At 71.4% G+C, this 14,022-nt stretch carries 15 protein-coding genes; 1 reads left to right on the top strand and 14 read right to left on the bottom strand.

Translation table 11 applies throughout. The features are described from left to right. Window positions 1-409: hypothetical protein (locus tag TFC3_RS36865; protein ID WP_201787133.1), on the top strand; the 409-nt coding region annotated here is incomplete at its 5' end. Window positions 410-1,416: 1,007 nt separating this feature from the next. Here the strand turns inward: TFC3_RS36865 and TFC3_RS37875 are convergent. The 14 genes from TFC3_RS37875 to murC form a co-directional block, all read right to left on the bottom strand. Then, window positions 1,417-2,382 carry a hypothetical protein gene (locus tag TFC3_RS37875; RefSeq protein WP_067498157.1) on the bottom strand — a complete coding sequence of 322 codons (966 nt, stop codon included), beginning with the start codon at window positions 2,380-2,382 and terminating at the stop codon, window positions 1,417-1,419. A gap of 10 nt (window positions 2,383-2,392) precedes the next feature. Further along, complete coding sequence (locus TFC3_RS09240) at window positions 2,393-3,277, bottom strand: RluA family pseudouridine synthase (RefSeq protein WP_236718377.1); 885 nt, start codon at window positions 3,275-3,277, stop codon at window positions 2,393-2,395. A gap of 38 nt (window positions 3,278-3,315) precedes the next feature. Next, complete coding sequence (lspA, locus tag TFC3_RS09235; protein ID WP_082771942.1) at window positions 3,316-3,987, bottom strand: signal peptidase II; 672 nt, start codon at window positions 3,985-3,987, stop codon at window positions 3,316-3,318. Next, entirely contained in the window at window positions 3,897-4,298 is a 402-nt protein-coding gene (locus tag TFC3_RS09230; RefSeq protein ID WP_067498149.1) for a TraR/DksA family transcriptional regulator, read from the bottom strand. The genes lspA and TFC3_RS09230 overlap by 91 nt, the downstream gene beginning before the upstream one ends. A 245-nt stretch (window positions 4,299-4,543) precedes the next feature. Next, entirely contained in the window at window positions 4,544-6,061 is a 1,518-nt protein-coding gene (locus tag TFC3_RS09225; RefSeq protein ID WP_067498146.1) for a potassium/proton antiporter, read from the bottom strand. Continuing rightward, a complete protein-coding gene (locus TFC3_RS09220) occupies window positions 6,058-6,360 on the bottom strand; it encodes a DUF167 domain-containing protein (protein ID WP_067498143.1) in 303 nt (100 codons plus the stop codon). Before TFC3_RS09220 ends, TFC3_RS09225 begins: the two co-directional genes overlap by 4 nt. An 83-nt stretch (window positions 6,361-6,443) precedes the next feature. Continuing rightward, entirely contained in the window at window positions 6,444-7,574 is a 1,131-nt protein-coding gene (locus TFC3_RS38500; RefSeq protein WP_067498140.1) for a hypothetical protein, read from the bottom strand. Between the two features lie 50 nt (window positions 7,575-7,624). Next, window positions 7,625-8,446, bottom strand: coding sequence for a DivIVA domain-containing protein (locus tag TFC3_RS09210; RefSeq protein ID WP_067498137.1), 822 nt, complete (start codon window positions 8,444-8,446; stop codon window positions 7,625-7,627). A gap of 58 nt (window positions 8,447-8,504) precedes the next feature. Further along, window positions 8,505-8,810 carry a YggT family protein gene (locus TFC3_RS09205; RefSeq protein ID WP_067498133.1) on the bottom strand — a complete coding sequence of 102 codons (306 nt, stop codon included), beginning with the start codon at window positions 8,808-8,810 and terminating at the stop codon, window positions 8,505-8,507. A 24-nt stretch (window positions 8,811-8,834) separates the two neighbouring features. Next, window positions 8,835-9,518 carry a cell division protein SepF gene (locus TFC3_RS09200; RefSeq protein WP_067498130.1) on the bottom strand — a complete coding sequence of 228 codons (684 nt, stop codon included), beginning with the start codon at window positions 9,516-9,518 and terminating at the stop codon, window positions 8,835-8,837. A gap of 233 nt (window positions 9,519-9,751) precedes the next feature. Then, on the bottom strand, window positions 9,752-10,459 hold the full coding sequence (locus TFC3_RS09195) for a YggS family pyridoxal phosphate-dependent enzyme (protein ID WP_067506299.1): 708 nt from the start codon (window positions 10,457-10,459) through the stop codon (window positions 9,752-9,754). Beyond that, window positions 10,456-11,595 (bottom strand): cell division protein FtsZ, encoded by a 1,140-nt coding sequence (gene ftsZ, locus TFC3_RS09190; RefSeq protein WP_067498127.1) that lies wholly within the window; start codon window positions 11,593-11,595, stop codon window positions 10,456-10,458. The genes TFC3_RS09195 and ftsZ overlap by 4 nt, the downstream gene beginning before the upstream one ends. Window positions 11,596-11,888: 293 nt before the next feature. Continuing rightward, on the bottom strand, window positions 11,889-12,650 hold the full coding sequence (locus tag TFC3_RS09185; protein WP_067498124.1) for a cell division protein FtsQ/DivIB: 762 nt from the start codon (window positions 12,648-12,650) through the stop codon (window positions 11,889-11,891). Between the two features lie 29 nt (window positions 12,651-12,679). Then, window positions 12,680-14,022, bottom strand: a 1,343-nt coding sequence (murC, locus tag TFC3_RS09180; RefSeq protein ID WP_067498121.1) for a UDP-N-acetylmuramate--L-alanine ligase, incomplete at its 5' end; no start/stop codon positions are given.

Raw genomic sequence — 14,022 nt, 5'->3', positions numbered from 1 at the left:
GGTCCGGATGGGCGGGGGGACGGGCCTGACCGACGTGCGGCTGGCCGATCTGGGCCGGGCCGAAGTCCGGCTGACCGCTGTGGGTCTGACCGAGGGTCTGACCGGCGCGGGCCTGGCCAGGGTCATGCTGACCGGCGGAGCCTTGACCGAAGTCATGCTGGGCCGCGCGGCTTGGACCGAAGTCGTGCGGGGCGGCGCGCCCCTGGCTGAGATCGTGCTGAGCGGCACGGGCCTGGCCACCATCATGCTGGGCGGCGCGGGCCTGGCCGAAGTCCGAGGGAGCTTGACCCAGGCCAGACAGCCCAGAACCAGCCTGACCGGCACGCCCCTGGCCCCGATCGCCCTGGCCCCGATCGGCAGCCCGACCTTGCGCACGGCCGGACGACCAGTCCTGGCCACGGTCCGATGACCACTGCTGACCACGCTCGGACGCGCGATCCGCCGCCCGATCCGAGGTCCACTCCTGCCCCCGTTCCAAAGGCGAGGACCCACGCTCAAAAGCCGTAGACCCACGCTCCAGAGCCGTAGACCCACGCTCGAACGCCGAGGATCCACGCTCGAACGCCGAGGACCCAAGCTCCGGAGCGGAAGACCCTCTTTCGGGAGCCGAGGACTCAAGCTCACCCAGCGCCTGCCGCGGCGGAAGACCTGGCCCAGGCTGCCGAGCCGGAAGCCCACCCCGCTCAAGCGCCTGCCGCAGCGGAAGGGCACCACTCTGGCCCAACGGCTGCCGAGCCGGAAGCCCGCCCCGGGACTGCCCCTCCGGCAACCGCTCCCCAACCGCCCCCGGCTGCCGCCCAGAAGCGGCCCCAAATGCCCCGAAACTCCCTCGTTCAATCGACGAAGAAGCCGAGGAGGCAGGCGGAGAGGAAGGAGGAGAAGAAGAGGGTGAAGGAGCACCAGCAGCCCCCAGCCGCTCCCCTAGATTGGCCCGGCCAGGCCGAGGATCCAGCGGATTGATCGGCGGCAAAGGCAACGGAGCCGGCGCCGCAGCCGCAGGCGGCGGCGAAGCAGGCGCAGAAGGGGGGGCCTGATCGCGCAGGCGCGGGTCGAGCGGGTTGAACGGCCGCCCCACCGGCCGGGTCGGCAGTGGCTGCCCGGAGCCGCGCTTGGGCTCCTCGGGCTGGGCCTCTTCGTCCTGGTCGGTGCGGCCGTTGTGGCGAGCCCGGTCGAGCAGCGCCCGCCAGCGCGGCGCTGGTTCCGCAGGCCGGCCCCAGCCGGTCTCGGTCCCGTCCAAAGCTCGACCTCCAGCCCTCAGTCAGTAAACAAATGTCCGCAACAGGCTACGGACGCCCACCCTAGTCAGGCCACTCCCGGCATCCACAAACGTGAGCGCCGTTGATCACCTGACGGCACAACGTGCTCGCACGTGCATCCGGCTCGGCATCTGCACGCCCAGCGGACGCCGTCGCAGTTTCAACGCCCGGAGGCGCTCCGGGATGCTCCCGGACCGGCGGATGGCTGGTCAGGATGCGAGCCGGAGGGCCTGGCGGAGGGTACGGCGGCGCTCTCCTCCGACGCCGCAGCCGATGGCTTGGCCCCAACGCTGGGGCTTACCGGTGAGGCCGATGTCACACGCGCCCCGGTCGATGAGGGTAGTGGCGTGGGGGTTTCCGGGGCAACAGTCGTTGACGGGCGCTGTTCGGGCAGGACCGGCCGGAATTCCGTACGGTCCAACTGCCGCACCTCCGGCGCCGGGTCCACCACCCTGACCTCCGCCCGGTTGGCTATTCGGTCCAACGCCGCCGGCGCCGCCCGCACCACCGCGGCGAACACGCACGCGCAGTGGGCCCGGAACGCGGCAGCCTCGGCCGCAGCGGTCTGCGCCGCGTTCTCATAGGCCCGGCGCAGCCGGATGTCGTTGGCGCTTTCCCCCAGCTCACCGCCGAGCTTGCGGTAGTCGGCCTGCTCCTGGTCGCGGGCCAGCGCGGCGTTCAGCATGCCCGCCACCACGTCCTGCGGCATCCGGTAGACGGGGATCCGCACCACCTGGGTCCGCACCCCGGGCAGCGGCGCCCGCGCATACACCTGGGCCACCGGCGCATCCCCGAGCACCGCGCCGAGCTTGTCCGGCGCGTAGTACGACGTCAAGCTCACCAGCGCCCACGTGTCCCCGGCCGAGGGGAACATCGCGCCGAGCTCGCCCTGGCTGGAGCGCAGATATCCCGACACGGACTGTCCGTCGACCACCCCGACGCGCACCACGTCACCGGCCGGGCTCTCCATCTCCGGGCCACGGTCGGTGATCAGCACCACGGTTAACAGCAGCGCCGCTGCGGACGCCAGGGCCAGCCCGGTCATCACGCGCAGCCGCAGAGGCCCGCCGCCGACGCGCGGACGACCGCGGACCAGCGGTGGCATCATGCGGTCGCCGGGCCACATGCCGCGCCCCCTAGGAAATGTCGCGGAGCACGTCCAGCGCGTACCCCAGATCGTCAGGGTAGTCGCTGACGAAGCGAACTTCTTCCTGCGTCCGGGGGTGCAGGAAGGCCAATTCGCGGGCGTGCAGCCACTGCCGGCCCAATTGCAGACGCGCGGCCAGCGTCGGGTCGGCACCGTAGGTGAGGTCGCCCACGCAGGGGTGGCGCATCGCCGAGAAGTGCACGCGGATCTGGTGGGTACGGCCGGTTTCCAGCTTCACGTCGATCAGGCTGGCCGAGCGGAACGCCTCGAGCGTGTCGTAGTGGGTGACGCTGGGTTTGCCGCCGGACATGACAGCAAATTTGTAGTCGGCGGTCGGGTGCCGGTCGATCGGCGCGTCGATGGTGCCGCGCAGCGGATCCAGGTGGCCTTGCACGATCGCGTGGTAGCGCTTGTCGACCTCACGCTCCTTGAAGGCGCGTTTGAGCATGCTGTAGGCCAGCTCGCTCTTGGCCACGACCATCAAGCCGGTGGTGCCCACGTCGAGGCGGTGCACCACGCCCTGGCGTTCGGCGGCGCCGCTGGTGGCGACGTTCTGGCCCATCGCGGCCAGCCCGCCGATCACGGTCGGGCCGGTCCAGCCGGGGCTGGGGTGCGCGGCCACGCCGACCGGCTTGTCGACCACCACGATGTCGTCGTCGCTGTAGATGATGCCCATGCCGTGCACCGGCTCGGACACCACTGCGGGGGCGGTCACCGGTGGGGGCAGCGTTACTTCCAGCCAGGCGCCCGCGGCCACCTTGTCGGATTTCGGCCGGGGGATCCCGTCGACCAGGGCGTCGCCGTTTTCGACAAGCGACGCGGCCGCCGTTCGGGACAGGCCGAAGAGCCGCGACACGGCCTGGTCGAGGCGCATGCCGTCCAGGCCATCCGGTACGGGCAAAGAGCGCGCGTTCACGCCGGTGCCCCCTTACGAGCGGTCCGCGACCCGTCCCGCTGACGCCCGGTGAGCTCCAGCAGCACCGCCAGCACCACCCCGACGCTCAGGCAGGCGTCGGCGATGTTGAAGACCGCGAAGTACTCGCCGTACGGCCCAAAGACGCTGATCATGTCGACCACGTGTCCCTGGAACACGCCGGGGGCACGGAACAGCCGGTCGCCCAGGTTGCCCAGCGCGCCGCCGAGCACCAGGCCCAGCCCAATCGCCCACGGCACCGAGCGCAGCCGGGTGGCCATCCAGGCGATCCAGCAGATCACGGCCAGCGTGACCAGCGGGAACACCCAGGTGAAGCCGCTGCCCAAGCTGAAAGCGGCCCCGCTGTTGCGCAGCAGGGACAGGTAGACCAGCCCGCCGAGGATGCGCACCGGCTCACCCTCGGTCAGGCCCTTGGTGGACAGCTCCTTGACGAGCTGGTCGAGCACGACGGCCAGCACCGCGGTGACCCCGAGAACGATCACCGCCCGGACCGCGAATCCGGTCCGGGTCCTGCCGTCCGCGCTCGCCTGGGTGGTGCCGCCCGCGGCCTCGTCGGCGTTCAGCGTCGTTCCTCCAACTGCTTGCAAGCCACACAGAGGGTCGCGACCGGGAACGCCGCCAGCCGTTCGACCGGGATGGCGTTGCCGCATCGCTCGCACCAACCGTAGTGGCCCTCGCCGAGACGCTCGAGGGCGCGTTCCACCTGGGTGATGCGCTCCAGCAGATTGTTCGCCAGAGTGATCTCCTGCTCACGCTCGAACGTCTTGGTGCCGGTGTCGGCCTGGTCGTCGCCGGCGCTGTCCTCGAGGCGTTCGCGCTGCAGCGCGGTCAGCTCGGTGAGCGACTGGTCGTACTCCGCCTGCAGCTCGTCGCGGCGCTCGGCCAGCGCCACCCGGATGCTCTCGGTTTCCTCGGCGCTGCGGGACCGCTTGGGCGCAGCCTTTTCGGTTGCCTTTGCCATCGTCGCTCCCCTGAGCCGCGCGGTGGCGCGGCGAAATCGGCATGTGGACCGGTCGTCCTGCTCCGGACGGCCGTGCTGGACCTCGTCTGCACACCCCCACGTGCACAAACGGCGCGGCGATGATTCGCCGCGCACTCCGGAGACCGGCAAGGATACGGAACGTGAGGAGCGCCGACAACACGGCGCACCGCCGCCGATCGATGATCCGGGCGAAATCCGGCGTCGGATACCCGACCCCGCCCGGTTCAACCGGATCGGCGCCGGTCGGTGCCGTCCTCACCGAACCAGCGGGCCAACCGGCCCCGGCGGCTGACCGCGCGCAGCCGGCGTTCGGCCACGTCCCGCACGTCAGTGGTGGCGACGATGAGCAGGCTGTCGCCGGTGCACAGCCGGGTGTCCGGCCCCGGTACGAACCCCGCTCCCTCCCGCACCACCAGCGTGACGCTGGCCCCGACCGGCAGCCGCAGCTCGTCGATGTGCACCCCGGCCAGCCGCGACCCCGGTGCCACGTCGATCTGCAGCAGGTCGGCGTGCATCCGTTCCAGCGGCGCAGCCTCCACGTGCACCTCGGCCGCCTCGGCTGGAGCGGTGATCCGCAACCGGCGCGCCACCGGGGCCAGCGTCCCGGCCTGCACCAGCGTGAAGATGATCACCAGGACGAAGACGGCGTTGAACAGGCCGTGGGCACCCGGCGTGGCGCTGGACAGCGGGATGGTGGCCAGCACGATCGGCACGGCCCCGCGCAGCCCGGCCCAGGACAGGAACGCCTGTTCACGCCAGCCGAGGCGCCGGGCGCGGACCGCCAGCGCCGAGAACCACACCGACAGCGGGCGGGCCAGCAGCACCAGGGCGAAGCCGACGAGCAGGGCCGGGCCCACCGCACCGGCCAGCTCGCCGGGCGACGACAGCAGCCCGAGCAGCACGAACAGCCCGATCTGGGCGAGCCAGGCGAGGCCGTCGGCGAACCCGAGGATGGCCTGGCGGTGCGGCAGCCGGGCGTTGCCCAGCACCACTCCGGCCACGTAGACGGCGAGGAAGCCCGAGGCGTGCGCCACGGCACCGACGGCGTAGGCGAGCACGGTCAGCCCGACCGCGGCGATCGGATAGAGCCCGGCCGAGGGCAGCGCGGCGTGGCGCAGGAGCCACCGTCCGGCCACGCCGACCGCGAGGCCTACGGCGGCGCCGGCGCTGAGTTCGTACAAGACGATCAGCAGTTCGTACCACCAGGGGTGACCGGCCGGCTGCACGGCCGAGAGCAGCACGACCAGCAGGACCACCGGCGCGTCGTTCATGCCGGATTCGGCCTCGAGCGTCGCGACCAGCCGCGGGGGCAGCCGTAGCCGGCGCAGGGTGGCGAACACGGCGGCGGCGTCGGTCGAGGACAGCACCGCGCCGTAGAGCAGGGCCAGCCGCCAGTCGAGCCCCAGCACCCAGTGCGCCACCGCGCCGACCACCGCCACGCTGACCGCCACGCCGAGGGTGGCCAGGGCGACCGACAGGCCGAGCACGGGTCGCAGGGTGGTCCAGCGGGCGGTCAGCCCACCCTCCGCGATGATCACGATCAGGGCGCAGAAGCCGAGGGTACGGGTGAGCTCGGCGTCATCGAAGTGGATCCCGAGCCCGGCCTCGCCGATCACGATCCCGATCAGCAGGTAGACCAGCAGGCTGGGCAGTCCCACCCGGGTCGACAGCCGCACCGCCCCCACCGCGACGAGCAGCACCCCGGCACCTACCAGCAGCGCGAGATCCAGCCCGCCGCTCATGCCGGCCCGTCGCGCAGCTCGGTCAGCCTCGCCGTGACGTCGCCCTCGACCGTGTACACCTTGTCCCGGCTGGTCGCGCCGAGTCGCAGGCTGACCGCCGCTGGTCGCACGCCGAGCGCCTGGGCCAGCGCCCGCCGCACCGCCTCGGTGGCCTTGCCGTCGACAGCGGGCGCCCCCACCGCGATGATCAGCGCCGGACCGTGCGGGCCGTCGTACCGCCCGCCCACCCGGGTGCGCCCGGCACCCGGCTTGACGCGCACCGCGACCGAGACCGGGACGGCGGGCTCGGGGTTGGGCATGCCCCATTCTCGGCGATCATCGATGCCCCACCGCAACGGGGCCGCCTACTCACCAGGAGTAGGCGGCCCCGGACAACGCAGCGTCAGTGCCGTGACGCGGCGGCAACCAGATTGTCGACCGGACGGCAGGTGCCGCACGGGCTGAAGCCGAGCTCCACCGCCTCCGACACCGGTAGCGGCTCGGGGTGCTTGCCGGCCACGAACGGGCAGGCCGGCAGGTGGTAGCGCGGCCGGCCGTCGACCACCACCACCGCGGCGTCCATCCGGGCCACCCGCACCGCGTCGGCCGGACGTACGGCCTGCGGAAGCGGCTCGTCGGCCGGGTCCTCGGGGTCCGGGTCGTCGTATTCGACCGTTCCCGCCCCAGCCGCGACAACCGGCTCGGCTGCGGGCTCCGGGGCCACCTGCTCGCCTTCGGTGCGCCGCCACGACTCGTCATCGGCCGAGCGGGCTCCGCCGATGACCGAGGCCGCCTGGTCGTAGTCCGGCGAGCCGGCCGCTCGGCGCCCGGAGCGGGTCGCGTCCGCACCCGAGTGTGCGGTGCGCTCCGCTACGGGGTCACCGACCGGCGACTCGTCCGACCGGACCGCGCTGGGCTCAGCACGCTCCGTGACGTCCCCGGTGTCGGCTTCCGGTCCGGCCGCCGGGTGCGACGGACCGCTCAGGCCCGCCTCGGCGTCGCGCTGACCCGCGGCGTACGCGGCGGCGCGGTCCGGCTCGCTGTCGTCGGTGGCTTCCGGGTCGGCCGCGGCCTCGCCGGGCAGAGTCTCCTCGGGCTGCAGAGTCGCACCGGCCGGCGAAGGTCCACCGGGCGGCTGGGTTGCGGGTCCCGGTGGCGGCGGGAAGTCCTCGATGCCCGGGATGATGCTGGTGGGGGCGTCGATGTCGACTTCCGGCCCGGCCGAGCGCCGGCGCCGCCCGCTCCAGCGCGAACCCTCGGCCGGGGCCGTGGAGTCAGCTGTGGCATAGGCCGGCTCAGCGACCGGGGGTTGTTCGCTGATGAGGGTGTCCTCGGCGGAGAGGGGGTCGCCGAGGGTGCTGCGCCGTCCGACCGGCTGGCGGGCCGCCGCCTGGCGGGCGCCGATCACCAGCGCCACCGCGGCCAGCAGGCTGGCCACGATCGAGCTGATCAGCAGGGTGCTGGAACCGCCGGCCAGGCCGAGGATGAGCAGCAGCACGGCGACGAGGATGAGCAGGAGACTGGTGACAATCATGGCTCATCCCCGCCGCGGTGAGGTCGTTGCGTAAGGGGTGACGCGCGGGCTCAGCGGCCCGTCTCGATCGAGTTGGCCCGGCTGCCGCCGTACGAACCGGCGAGACCGGCAGTGGCGAGACCACCCGAACCACCGACCGCGCGGTTGGCGTCGGCGCGGGTCATCTCCGCCTCCAGGCCCTGGCCGCGGCCGTCGAGGTCGCGTAGCTGGCTCTCGAGGTAGGCCTTCAAGCGCGTGCGGTACTCGCGCTCGAACTGCTTGAGCTCCTCGATGTGCTTCTGCAGCGCCGAGCGCTTGGCGTCCAGGCCGCCCATGGCCTCCTGGTGCCGCTGGCGCGCGTCCCGCTCGAGGGCGTCGGCCTTGGCCCGCGCCTCACGGGTGACCTCCTCCGCCTTGGAGCGGGCGTCGGAGAGCAGCTTGTCGGCCTCGCGGCGAGCGTCGGACACGTGGTCGTCGGCGGTGCGCTGGGCCATCATGAGCACGCGCAGCGCCTGCTGCTCGCCGTCACCGCTGCCGGAGGACGCTGGAGCGCCGACCGGGCCGCCCTGCGAGCGAACCTGCTCGAGTTCGGCCTGCATCTGGCGAGCGGCCTGCTCCGCGGCGGTCTTGTCGCGCTGGACGCGATCGAGCTGCGCCTTCATGTCGTTGAGCTCGGCGGCCATGCGGGGGTCGTTGCTCGGGCCGGCTGGTGCGCCACCCCGTCCACCACGCTCCACCTGGGCACGAAGCTCGTTGTTCTCCTCGATCAGACGGGCGAGCTCGCGCTCGACCTCGTCCAAGAAGGCGTCGACCTCCTCCTCGTCATACCCCCGCTTGCCGATCGGGGGCTTCTTGAAGGCGACGTTGTGCACGTCGGCCGGGGTCAGCGGCATCGAAACTCCTCGGGTCAGTTGCGGCCGCGTGGGGCGCAGCCGATCACAGCGGCCGCGGTCAGGCGGACGCCAGGATCAGACGCGCTAACACGAAGTTCAAAAGCACGAACAGGATAACCAGCAGGACCAGGGACGCCAGGTCCAAGCTCACGGTACCAATCCGAAGCGGTGGGATCACACGCCTCAACGCCTTGAGGGGTGGATCAGTGACGCTCCACACCGATTCCAATGCCGCCGAAGCGCCCCGCCCCGGCTGCCAGCGGCGCCCGTACTGCAGCACCGCACCCAGCACGAACCTGGCGAGCAAGGTCAGGAAAAAGACATAGACGAGCAGATAGATGATCTGCAACACGATCGACAGCACGTCAGGCGGGTCCCTCGTTAGGGGTCAACTCTGGGTGAAGAAGCCGCCCTCAGCGATCTTGGCCTTGTCCTCAGCGGTGACCTGAACATTGGCCGGCGAGAGCAGGAATACCCGGTTGGTCACGCGCTCGATCGTACCGCGCAAGCCAAACGCCAGCCCGGCGGCGAAGTCAACCAGGCGACGAGCGTCACCCTCGTCCATCTCGGTGAGGTTGATGATCACCGGCACGCCGTCGCGGAAGTGCTCGCCGATCGTGCGGGCCTCGCGGTAGGTGGTCGGGTGCAGCGTGGTGATCTGGTACCGCTGCTCCTCCTCGACCGGGCGCTGGTGCACCTGGGTCTGCGGGGCGAGCGCCAGGTTCTCCCGGGTGGAGTAGGCGGGCTCGGCCGCCGGAGCGGGCGGACGGGTGATCGAACGCACGCTGGCGCGCTCGCCGCGGTCGTGGTCCTCGCGGTCCAGGGCGGCCGCGGCGCGCTCGAGCCGGCCGCTGCCCCGATCGGACACCCGGGCTCGCGGCAGTGCCGGCGCCTCTTCGACGTCGTCCTCGTCGTCGGCGTACTCGTCGGCATAGCGGTAGCCGGAATCGCGGTCCCGGTCCCGATCACGGTCACGCTCCCGGTAGCCACTGTCGCGGTAGCCACGGTCGTCGTACTGGTCGTCCTCCTCGACGAGGCCGAGCCACACTCCCGCCTTACGGATAGCGCTCATGCGATCACCGACCCCTCGGCGCTGAACCGCTCGTCCATGCCCCCACCTCCGTCTGTGTGCGGCACGCACCCCCTGGCGCGCCGCGTCCCCCCTTGCACGGATTCCGCGATCTTCAAACCTCTGCGACCCCGGCGCCCGCTACAACGCTGTGTTCGGTCACAACGCCGCGTTCTCCGCAGGTGGACTGGGCCGCCGGCGAACAACACGTATGTAGTTTGCTGCCCGCCGCAAGGCTACCGCAGCGGGTTTCGCATCCCGAGCAAAGAAGTGCCGATCCTGACGTGTGTCGCTCCCCGGGCGACAGCCGCTTCGAGATCGTTGCTCATGCCCGCCGAGATGACCGTCGCATCCGGATGATCGGCACGAAGCCGGGAGGCCACATCGGCCAGTACGTCGAAAGCGCGCGCCGGTTCCCAGTCGCGCGGCGCGACCGCCATGACGCCGCCGAGGCGCAGCCGGCCGCAGGTTCCCACGTGCGCGGCGAGGCCCGGCACATCGGCGATGCTCGCGCCCCCGCGCGAGACGTCGCCGTCGATGCTCACCTGGATCAGCACGTCCAGCGGCCGCTCCCGCAGCCGCTCGGACGCGGTGTCCAATGCGGTGGCCAGCCGCAGCGAGTCCACCGACTCCACGACGTCGGCGTAGGTGACCACCGACTTGGCCTTGTTGCGCTGCAGCTGGCCGACGAAATGCCAGCGCAGCGGCGCGGTGACAACCGCCGCCTTGGCCGCCGCCTCCTGGTCCTTGTTCTCCCCCACCTCGGTGACCCCCAGCGACGCCAGGATGTCGACGTCGCTGGCGGGGTACGTCTTGGTGATCGCGACCAGGGTGGCAGCACCCGGGTCGCGTCCGGCCGTGCGGCAAGCGCGCGCGATCCGCTCACGGACCTCCGCGAGGGAGGCTGCGAGCTCGTCGCGACGCGCGTCCGGCAAGGTCGTCAGGAACCGTTCTTGAGGAAGTCCGGCACGTCCACGTCGTCGAACAGCACCCGGCGCGGCGGCGGGGTGGTCGCCGCCGGCGGAGTGGACGTGGCCGGGCTGACCGGCGCGGGCACGCTGGGCGTGACCGGCGGCGGCGCGGTGGGCTGCGGCACGACCTTGCGAGCCGGTTCGGCGGGCTTGTACGAGGGCGTGCCCCCGTCGAAGCCGGCCGCGATCACGGTGACCCGCACCTCGTCGCCGAGCGCGTCGTCGATGACCGCACCGAAGATGATGTTCGCATCCGGGTGAGCCGCGTCGGTGACCAGCTGCGCCGCGTCGTTGATCTCGAACAGGCCAAGGTCGGAGCCGCCGGCGATGGAGAGCAGCACGCCGCGGGCGCCGTCCATGCTCTGCTCCAGCAGCGGGCTGGAGATCGCCTTCTCGGCCGCCTCGACCGCGCGGTTGTCGCCGCGGGCGCTGCCGATGCCCATGAGCGCACTGCCGGCGCCGCTCATGACGCTCTTGACGTCGGCGAAGTCCAGGTTGATCAGGCCCGGCGTGGTGATCAGGTCGGTGATGCCCTGCACACCGGAGAGCAGCACCTGGTCGGCCTGGCGGAATGCGTCCATCATGCTGATGCCGCGGTCGCCCAGTGCGAGCAGCCGGTCGTTCGGGATCACGATGAGCGTGTCGCACTGGTTGCGCAGCTCGTCGATGCCCGACTCGGCTTGCACCTGGCGGCGCTTGCCCTCGAACGAGAACGGCCGGGTGACCACGCCGATGGTGAGCGCACCGAGCTTGCGGGCGATGTTGGCGACCACGGGGGCGCCACCGGTGCCCGTGCCACCGCCCTCACCACAGGTCACGAACACCATGTCGGCGCCCTTGAGGACTTCTTCGATCTCGTCGCGGTGGTCCTCGGCGGCGTTCTTGCCGACCTCGGGCTGCGCCCCGGCGCCGAGCCCGCGGGTCAGTTCGCGGCCGACGTCGAGCTTGACATCGGCATCGGACATCAGCAGCGCTTGGGCATCGGTGTTGATCGCGATGAACTCGACTCCCTTGAGCCCTACCTCGATCATGCGGTTCACGGCGTTCACGCCACCGCCACCGATGCCGACGACCTTGATGACCGCAAGATAGTTGTGCGGAGGTGTCATCGGGCTCAGCCTTCCCTTCCAGGGTTTCCGGACAACGAGGGCCCCAGCGGTTCCGGGCGGGAACCGCCATCGAAGTCCGCTCCGTACAAGGGAGGGCGAGGAAACCCTCACCCTCTACTAGAGGCTTAGACTTATGTCAACTACTCAACCTCTCGGGGCAACGTAAGCGGACGTGTCGCCCGAACCAAGGACCAACGCGGCGTGTCGGCGTCCGCTTACGAGGCGAGTATCCGACTCAGCCGTAACCTCAACCCTAATGTTCCGTTCAGGCCCGTTCGTCCGTTTGCGGGGAACTACCGGATCGTCACCACGGTTGGCGCGCTGACGTCGATCGTGTCGCCCTTGCGCTGCAGCAGCGCGGTCGCCACCTGGGCCTTGGTCTCGCTCTGCGTCTCGTCGCCCCAGATGACCGTGCGGCCCTTGCGCAGACCCAGCTGCACCTGAGCCGGCGCGGGCACCGACACCGACAGCACCTGCTCGCGCAGCTCATCGGTGAGCGAGCCCAGCACGACCAGGGCGGAACGGGTGTTGATGTCGGCCGGTCCGGGAGTGGCCAGGTTCGCCACGGGCAGCCCCGACGGACGATCGGCCACGGTCCGGAAGGCCACGCCTTCGGCGTCGAGCAGCGAGAACTGCTTGCCCACGGGTACGGCGGCCACCGCCGTCCGCTCGACCACCTGCACCTCCAGCGTGGAGGGCCAGCCGCGCGACACGATCGCCCGCTCGACCGCCGGCAACGCTTGCACCTGGCTGCGGACCTGGTCGAGGTCCACGCGCGCGAGCGGCTCGTCCGGACGTACCGCTGCGGCCTGTTGCACTTGCTCGGCACTCAGCGTTTGCGTGCCCACCACCTTGACCTGCCGCACGCCCAGCACGGAGGTGCCGTAGACCATCCAGGTCAGCCCGCCCAGCACCAGCACCACGCCCAGCGCGATCGCCCACGGCAGGGCGGCCTGCAGCCGGCGCTGCCGGGCCCGGGCCATGAAGCGCCGCACCGAGGGCGGCACGGCATCCGTGTCCGCCCGCACCAGCCGCCAGTTACGTCCCTCGCTCATCGCGTTCCCCCCGGTCGAGCCAGCAGCTTTCAGCTCTGCGAAAGCGCAACCAGCAGCTCGTCGCCCATCAGGGCGATCGGCGGGGCGCCCATGGTCACCACCACATCACCCGGGCGGCTACGGCGCACGACTTCGGCCGGAACGTCCTCCCACGACGGGACGAAGATCCTGCGGTCGGCGGGCAGGTCGATTGCCGCGGTCAGCGCGACACCGCCCTCGCCCGGCCCGCGCGTCTCCCCCGGACCGAACACCTCCATCACGATCACCTCGTCGGCGATCGCCAGACCCTCGGCCAGCTCGGCCTGCAGATCCCGGGTGCGATAGACGCGGTACGGCTGGAAGACCACGACCAGCCGGCCGTTGCCGGCCACCTCACGCAGCGTGCGCAACGCCGCGGTGACCGCGGTCGGGTGGTAGGCGTACTCGTCGTAGACCCGCACTCCGTTGACCGTGCCCTTGCGCTCGAAACGCCGGCGCACCCCCGGGAACGACGCCAGCGCCTCGACGATCTTGTCCAGCGGCAGGCCCAGGCGCATCGCCGTGAGCACCGCCGCGGCGCTGTTGAGACCCATGTGCCGGCCGGGCAGGGCGAGCTGGATCTCCCCGAGCGGCTTGCCGTCCAGCGTGGCCTGATAGCGCACACCCTGCACCGACGAGACGACATCGGTGATCCGCAGGTCGGCTGTTTCGCTCTCGCCATAGGTGTAGACGGTCTTGCCCTGGGCGCGCAGCGCGACGATCAGCTCCTGCACGCCCTCATCGTCGGCGCAGGTCACCACGAAACCGTCGTCGTCGGCGAGCCCGGCGAACTCCAGGAAGCCGGCCTTGAGCCCGTCGAGGTCACCCCAGTTGTTGAGGTGGTCGCCCTCGATGTTGGTGATGATCGCGACGTGCGGGCGGTAGATCAGGAACGACTTGTCGCTCTCGTCGGCCTCGGCCACGAAGTACGAGCCGGAGCCGTGGTGGCCGTTGGCGCCCGCCGCGGAGATCTCGCCGCCGATGACGAACGACGGGTCCTCGCCGGCGTGCTGCAGGATCACCGTCATGATCGAGGTGGTGGTGGTCTTGCCGTGGGTGCCGGCCACCGCGATCGTGCGGCGCCCGGTCATCGCTGCGGCCAGCGCCTCGGAGCGGAGCAGCACCCGCAGCCCCCGGCGGCGCGCCTCGGCCAGCTCGACATGCTCGTACGGGATCGCGGTCGAGTAGACCACGGTGTCCACGCCGTCGAGGTTGGCCGGCTCGTGTGCCATGTGCACCGTGCCGCCCAGCGCCCGCAGCGCGGCCAGCGCCGGCCATTCCCGCAGTTCGCTGCCGGTGACCGGGACCCCGCGGGTGAGCAGCAGCCGGGCCAGCCCGCCCATGCCCACCCCGC

The sequence above is a fragment of the Actinoplanes sp. TFC3 genome (assembly GCF_001553785.1).
Taxonomy (GTDB): domain Bacteria; phylum Actinomycetota; class Actinomycetes; order Mycobacteriales; family Micromonosporaceae; genus Actinoplanes.
The sequence above is the reverse complement of the archived record's forward strand: the minus strand, read 5'-3'. Positions and strand labels throughout refer to the sequence as shown.

What these genes read in the sequence shown, in the direction of transcription:
- TFC3_RS37875 (WP_067498157.1), bottom strand. Translation starts at nt 2,382, where the DNA reads ATGTGGCCCGGCGACCGCATGATGCCACCGCTGGTCCGCGGTCGTCCG.
- TFC3_RS09240 (WP_236718377.1), bottom strand. Translation starts at nt 3,277, where the DNA reads ATGCGCCTCGACCAGGCCGTGTCGCGGCTCTTCGGCCTGTCCCGAACG.
- lspA (WP_082771942.1), bottom strand. Translation starts at nt 3,987, where the DNA reads ATGCGGCAACGCCATCCCGGTCGAACGGCTGGCGGCGTTCCCGGTCGC.
- TFC3_RS09230 (WP_067498149.1), bottom strand. Translation starts at nt 4,298, where the DNA reads ATGGCAAAGGCAACCGAAAAGGCTGCGCCCAAGCGGTCCCGCAGCGCC.
- TFC3_RS09225 (WP_067498146.1), bottom strand. Translation starts at nt 6,061, where the DNA reads ATGAGCGGCGGGCTGGATCTCGCGCTGCTGGTAGGTGCCGGGGTGCTG.
- TFC3_RS09220 (WP_067498143.1), bottom strand. Translation starts at nt 6,360, where the DNA reads ATGCCCAACCCCGAGCCCGCCGTCCCGGTCTCGGTCGCGGTGCGCGTC.
- TFC3_RS38500 (WP_067498140.1), bottom strand. Translation starts at nt 7,574, where the DNA reads ATGATTGTCACCAGTCTCCTGCTCATCCTCGTCGCCGTGCTGCTGCTC.
- TFC3_RS09210 (WP_067498137.1), bottom strand. Translation starts at nt 8,446, where the DNA reads ATGCCGCTGACCCCGGCCGACGTGCACAACGTCGCCTTCAAGAAGCCC.
- TFC3_RS09200 (WP_067498130.1), bottom strand. Translation starts at nt 9,518, where the DNA reads ATGAGCGCTATCCGTAAGGCGGGAGTGTGGCTCGGCCTCGTCGAGGAG.
- ftsZ (WP_067498127.1), bottom strand. Translation starts at nt 11,595, where the DNA reads ATGACACCTCCGCACAACTATCTTGCGGTCATCAAGGTCGTCGGCATC.
- TFC3_RS09185 (WP_067498124.1), bottom strand. Translation starts at nt 12,650, where the DNA reads ATGAGCGAGGGACGTAACTGGCGGCTGGTGCGGGCGGACACGGATGCC.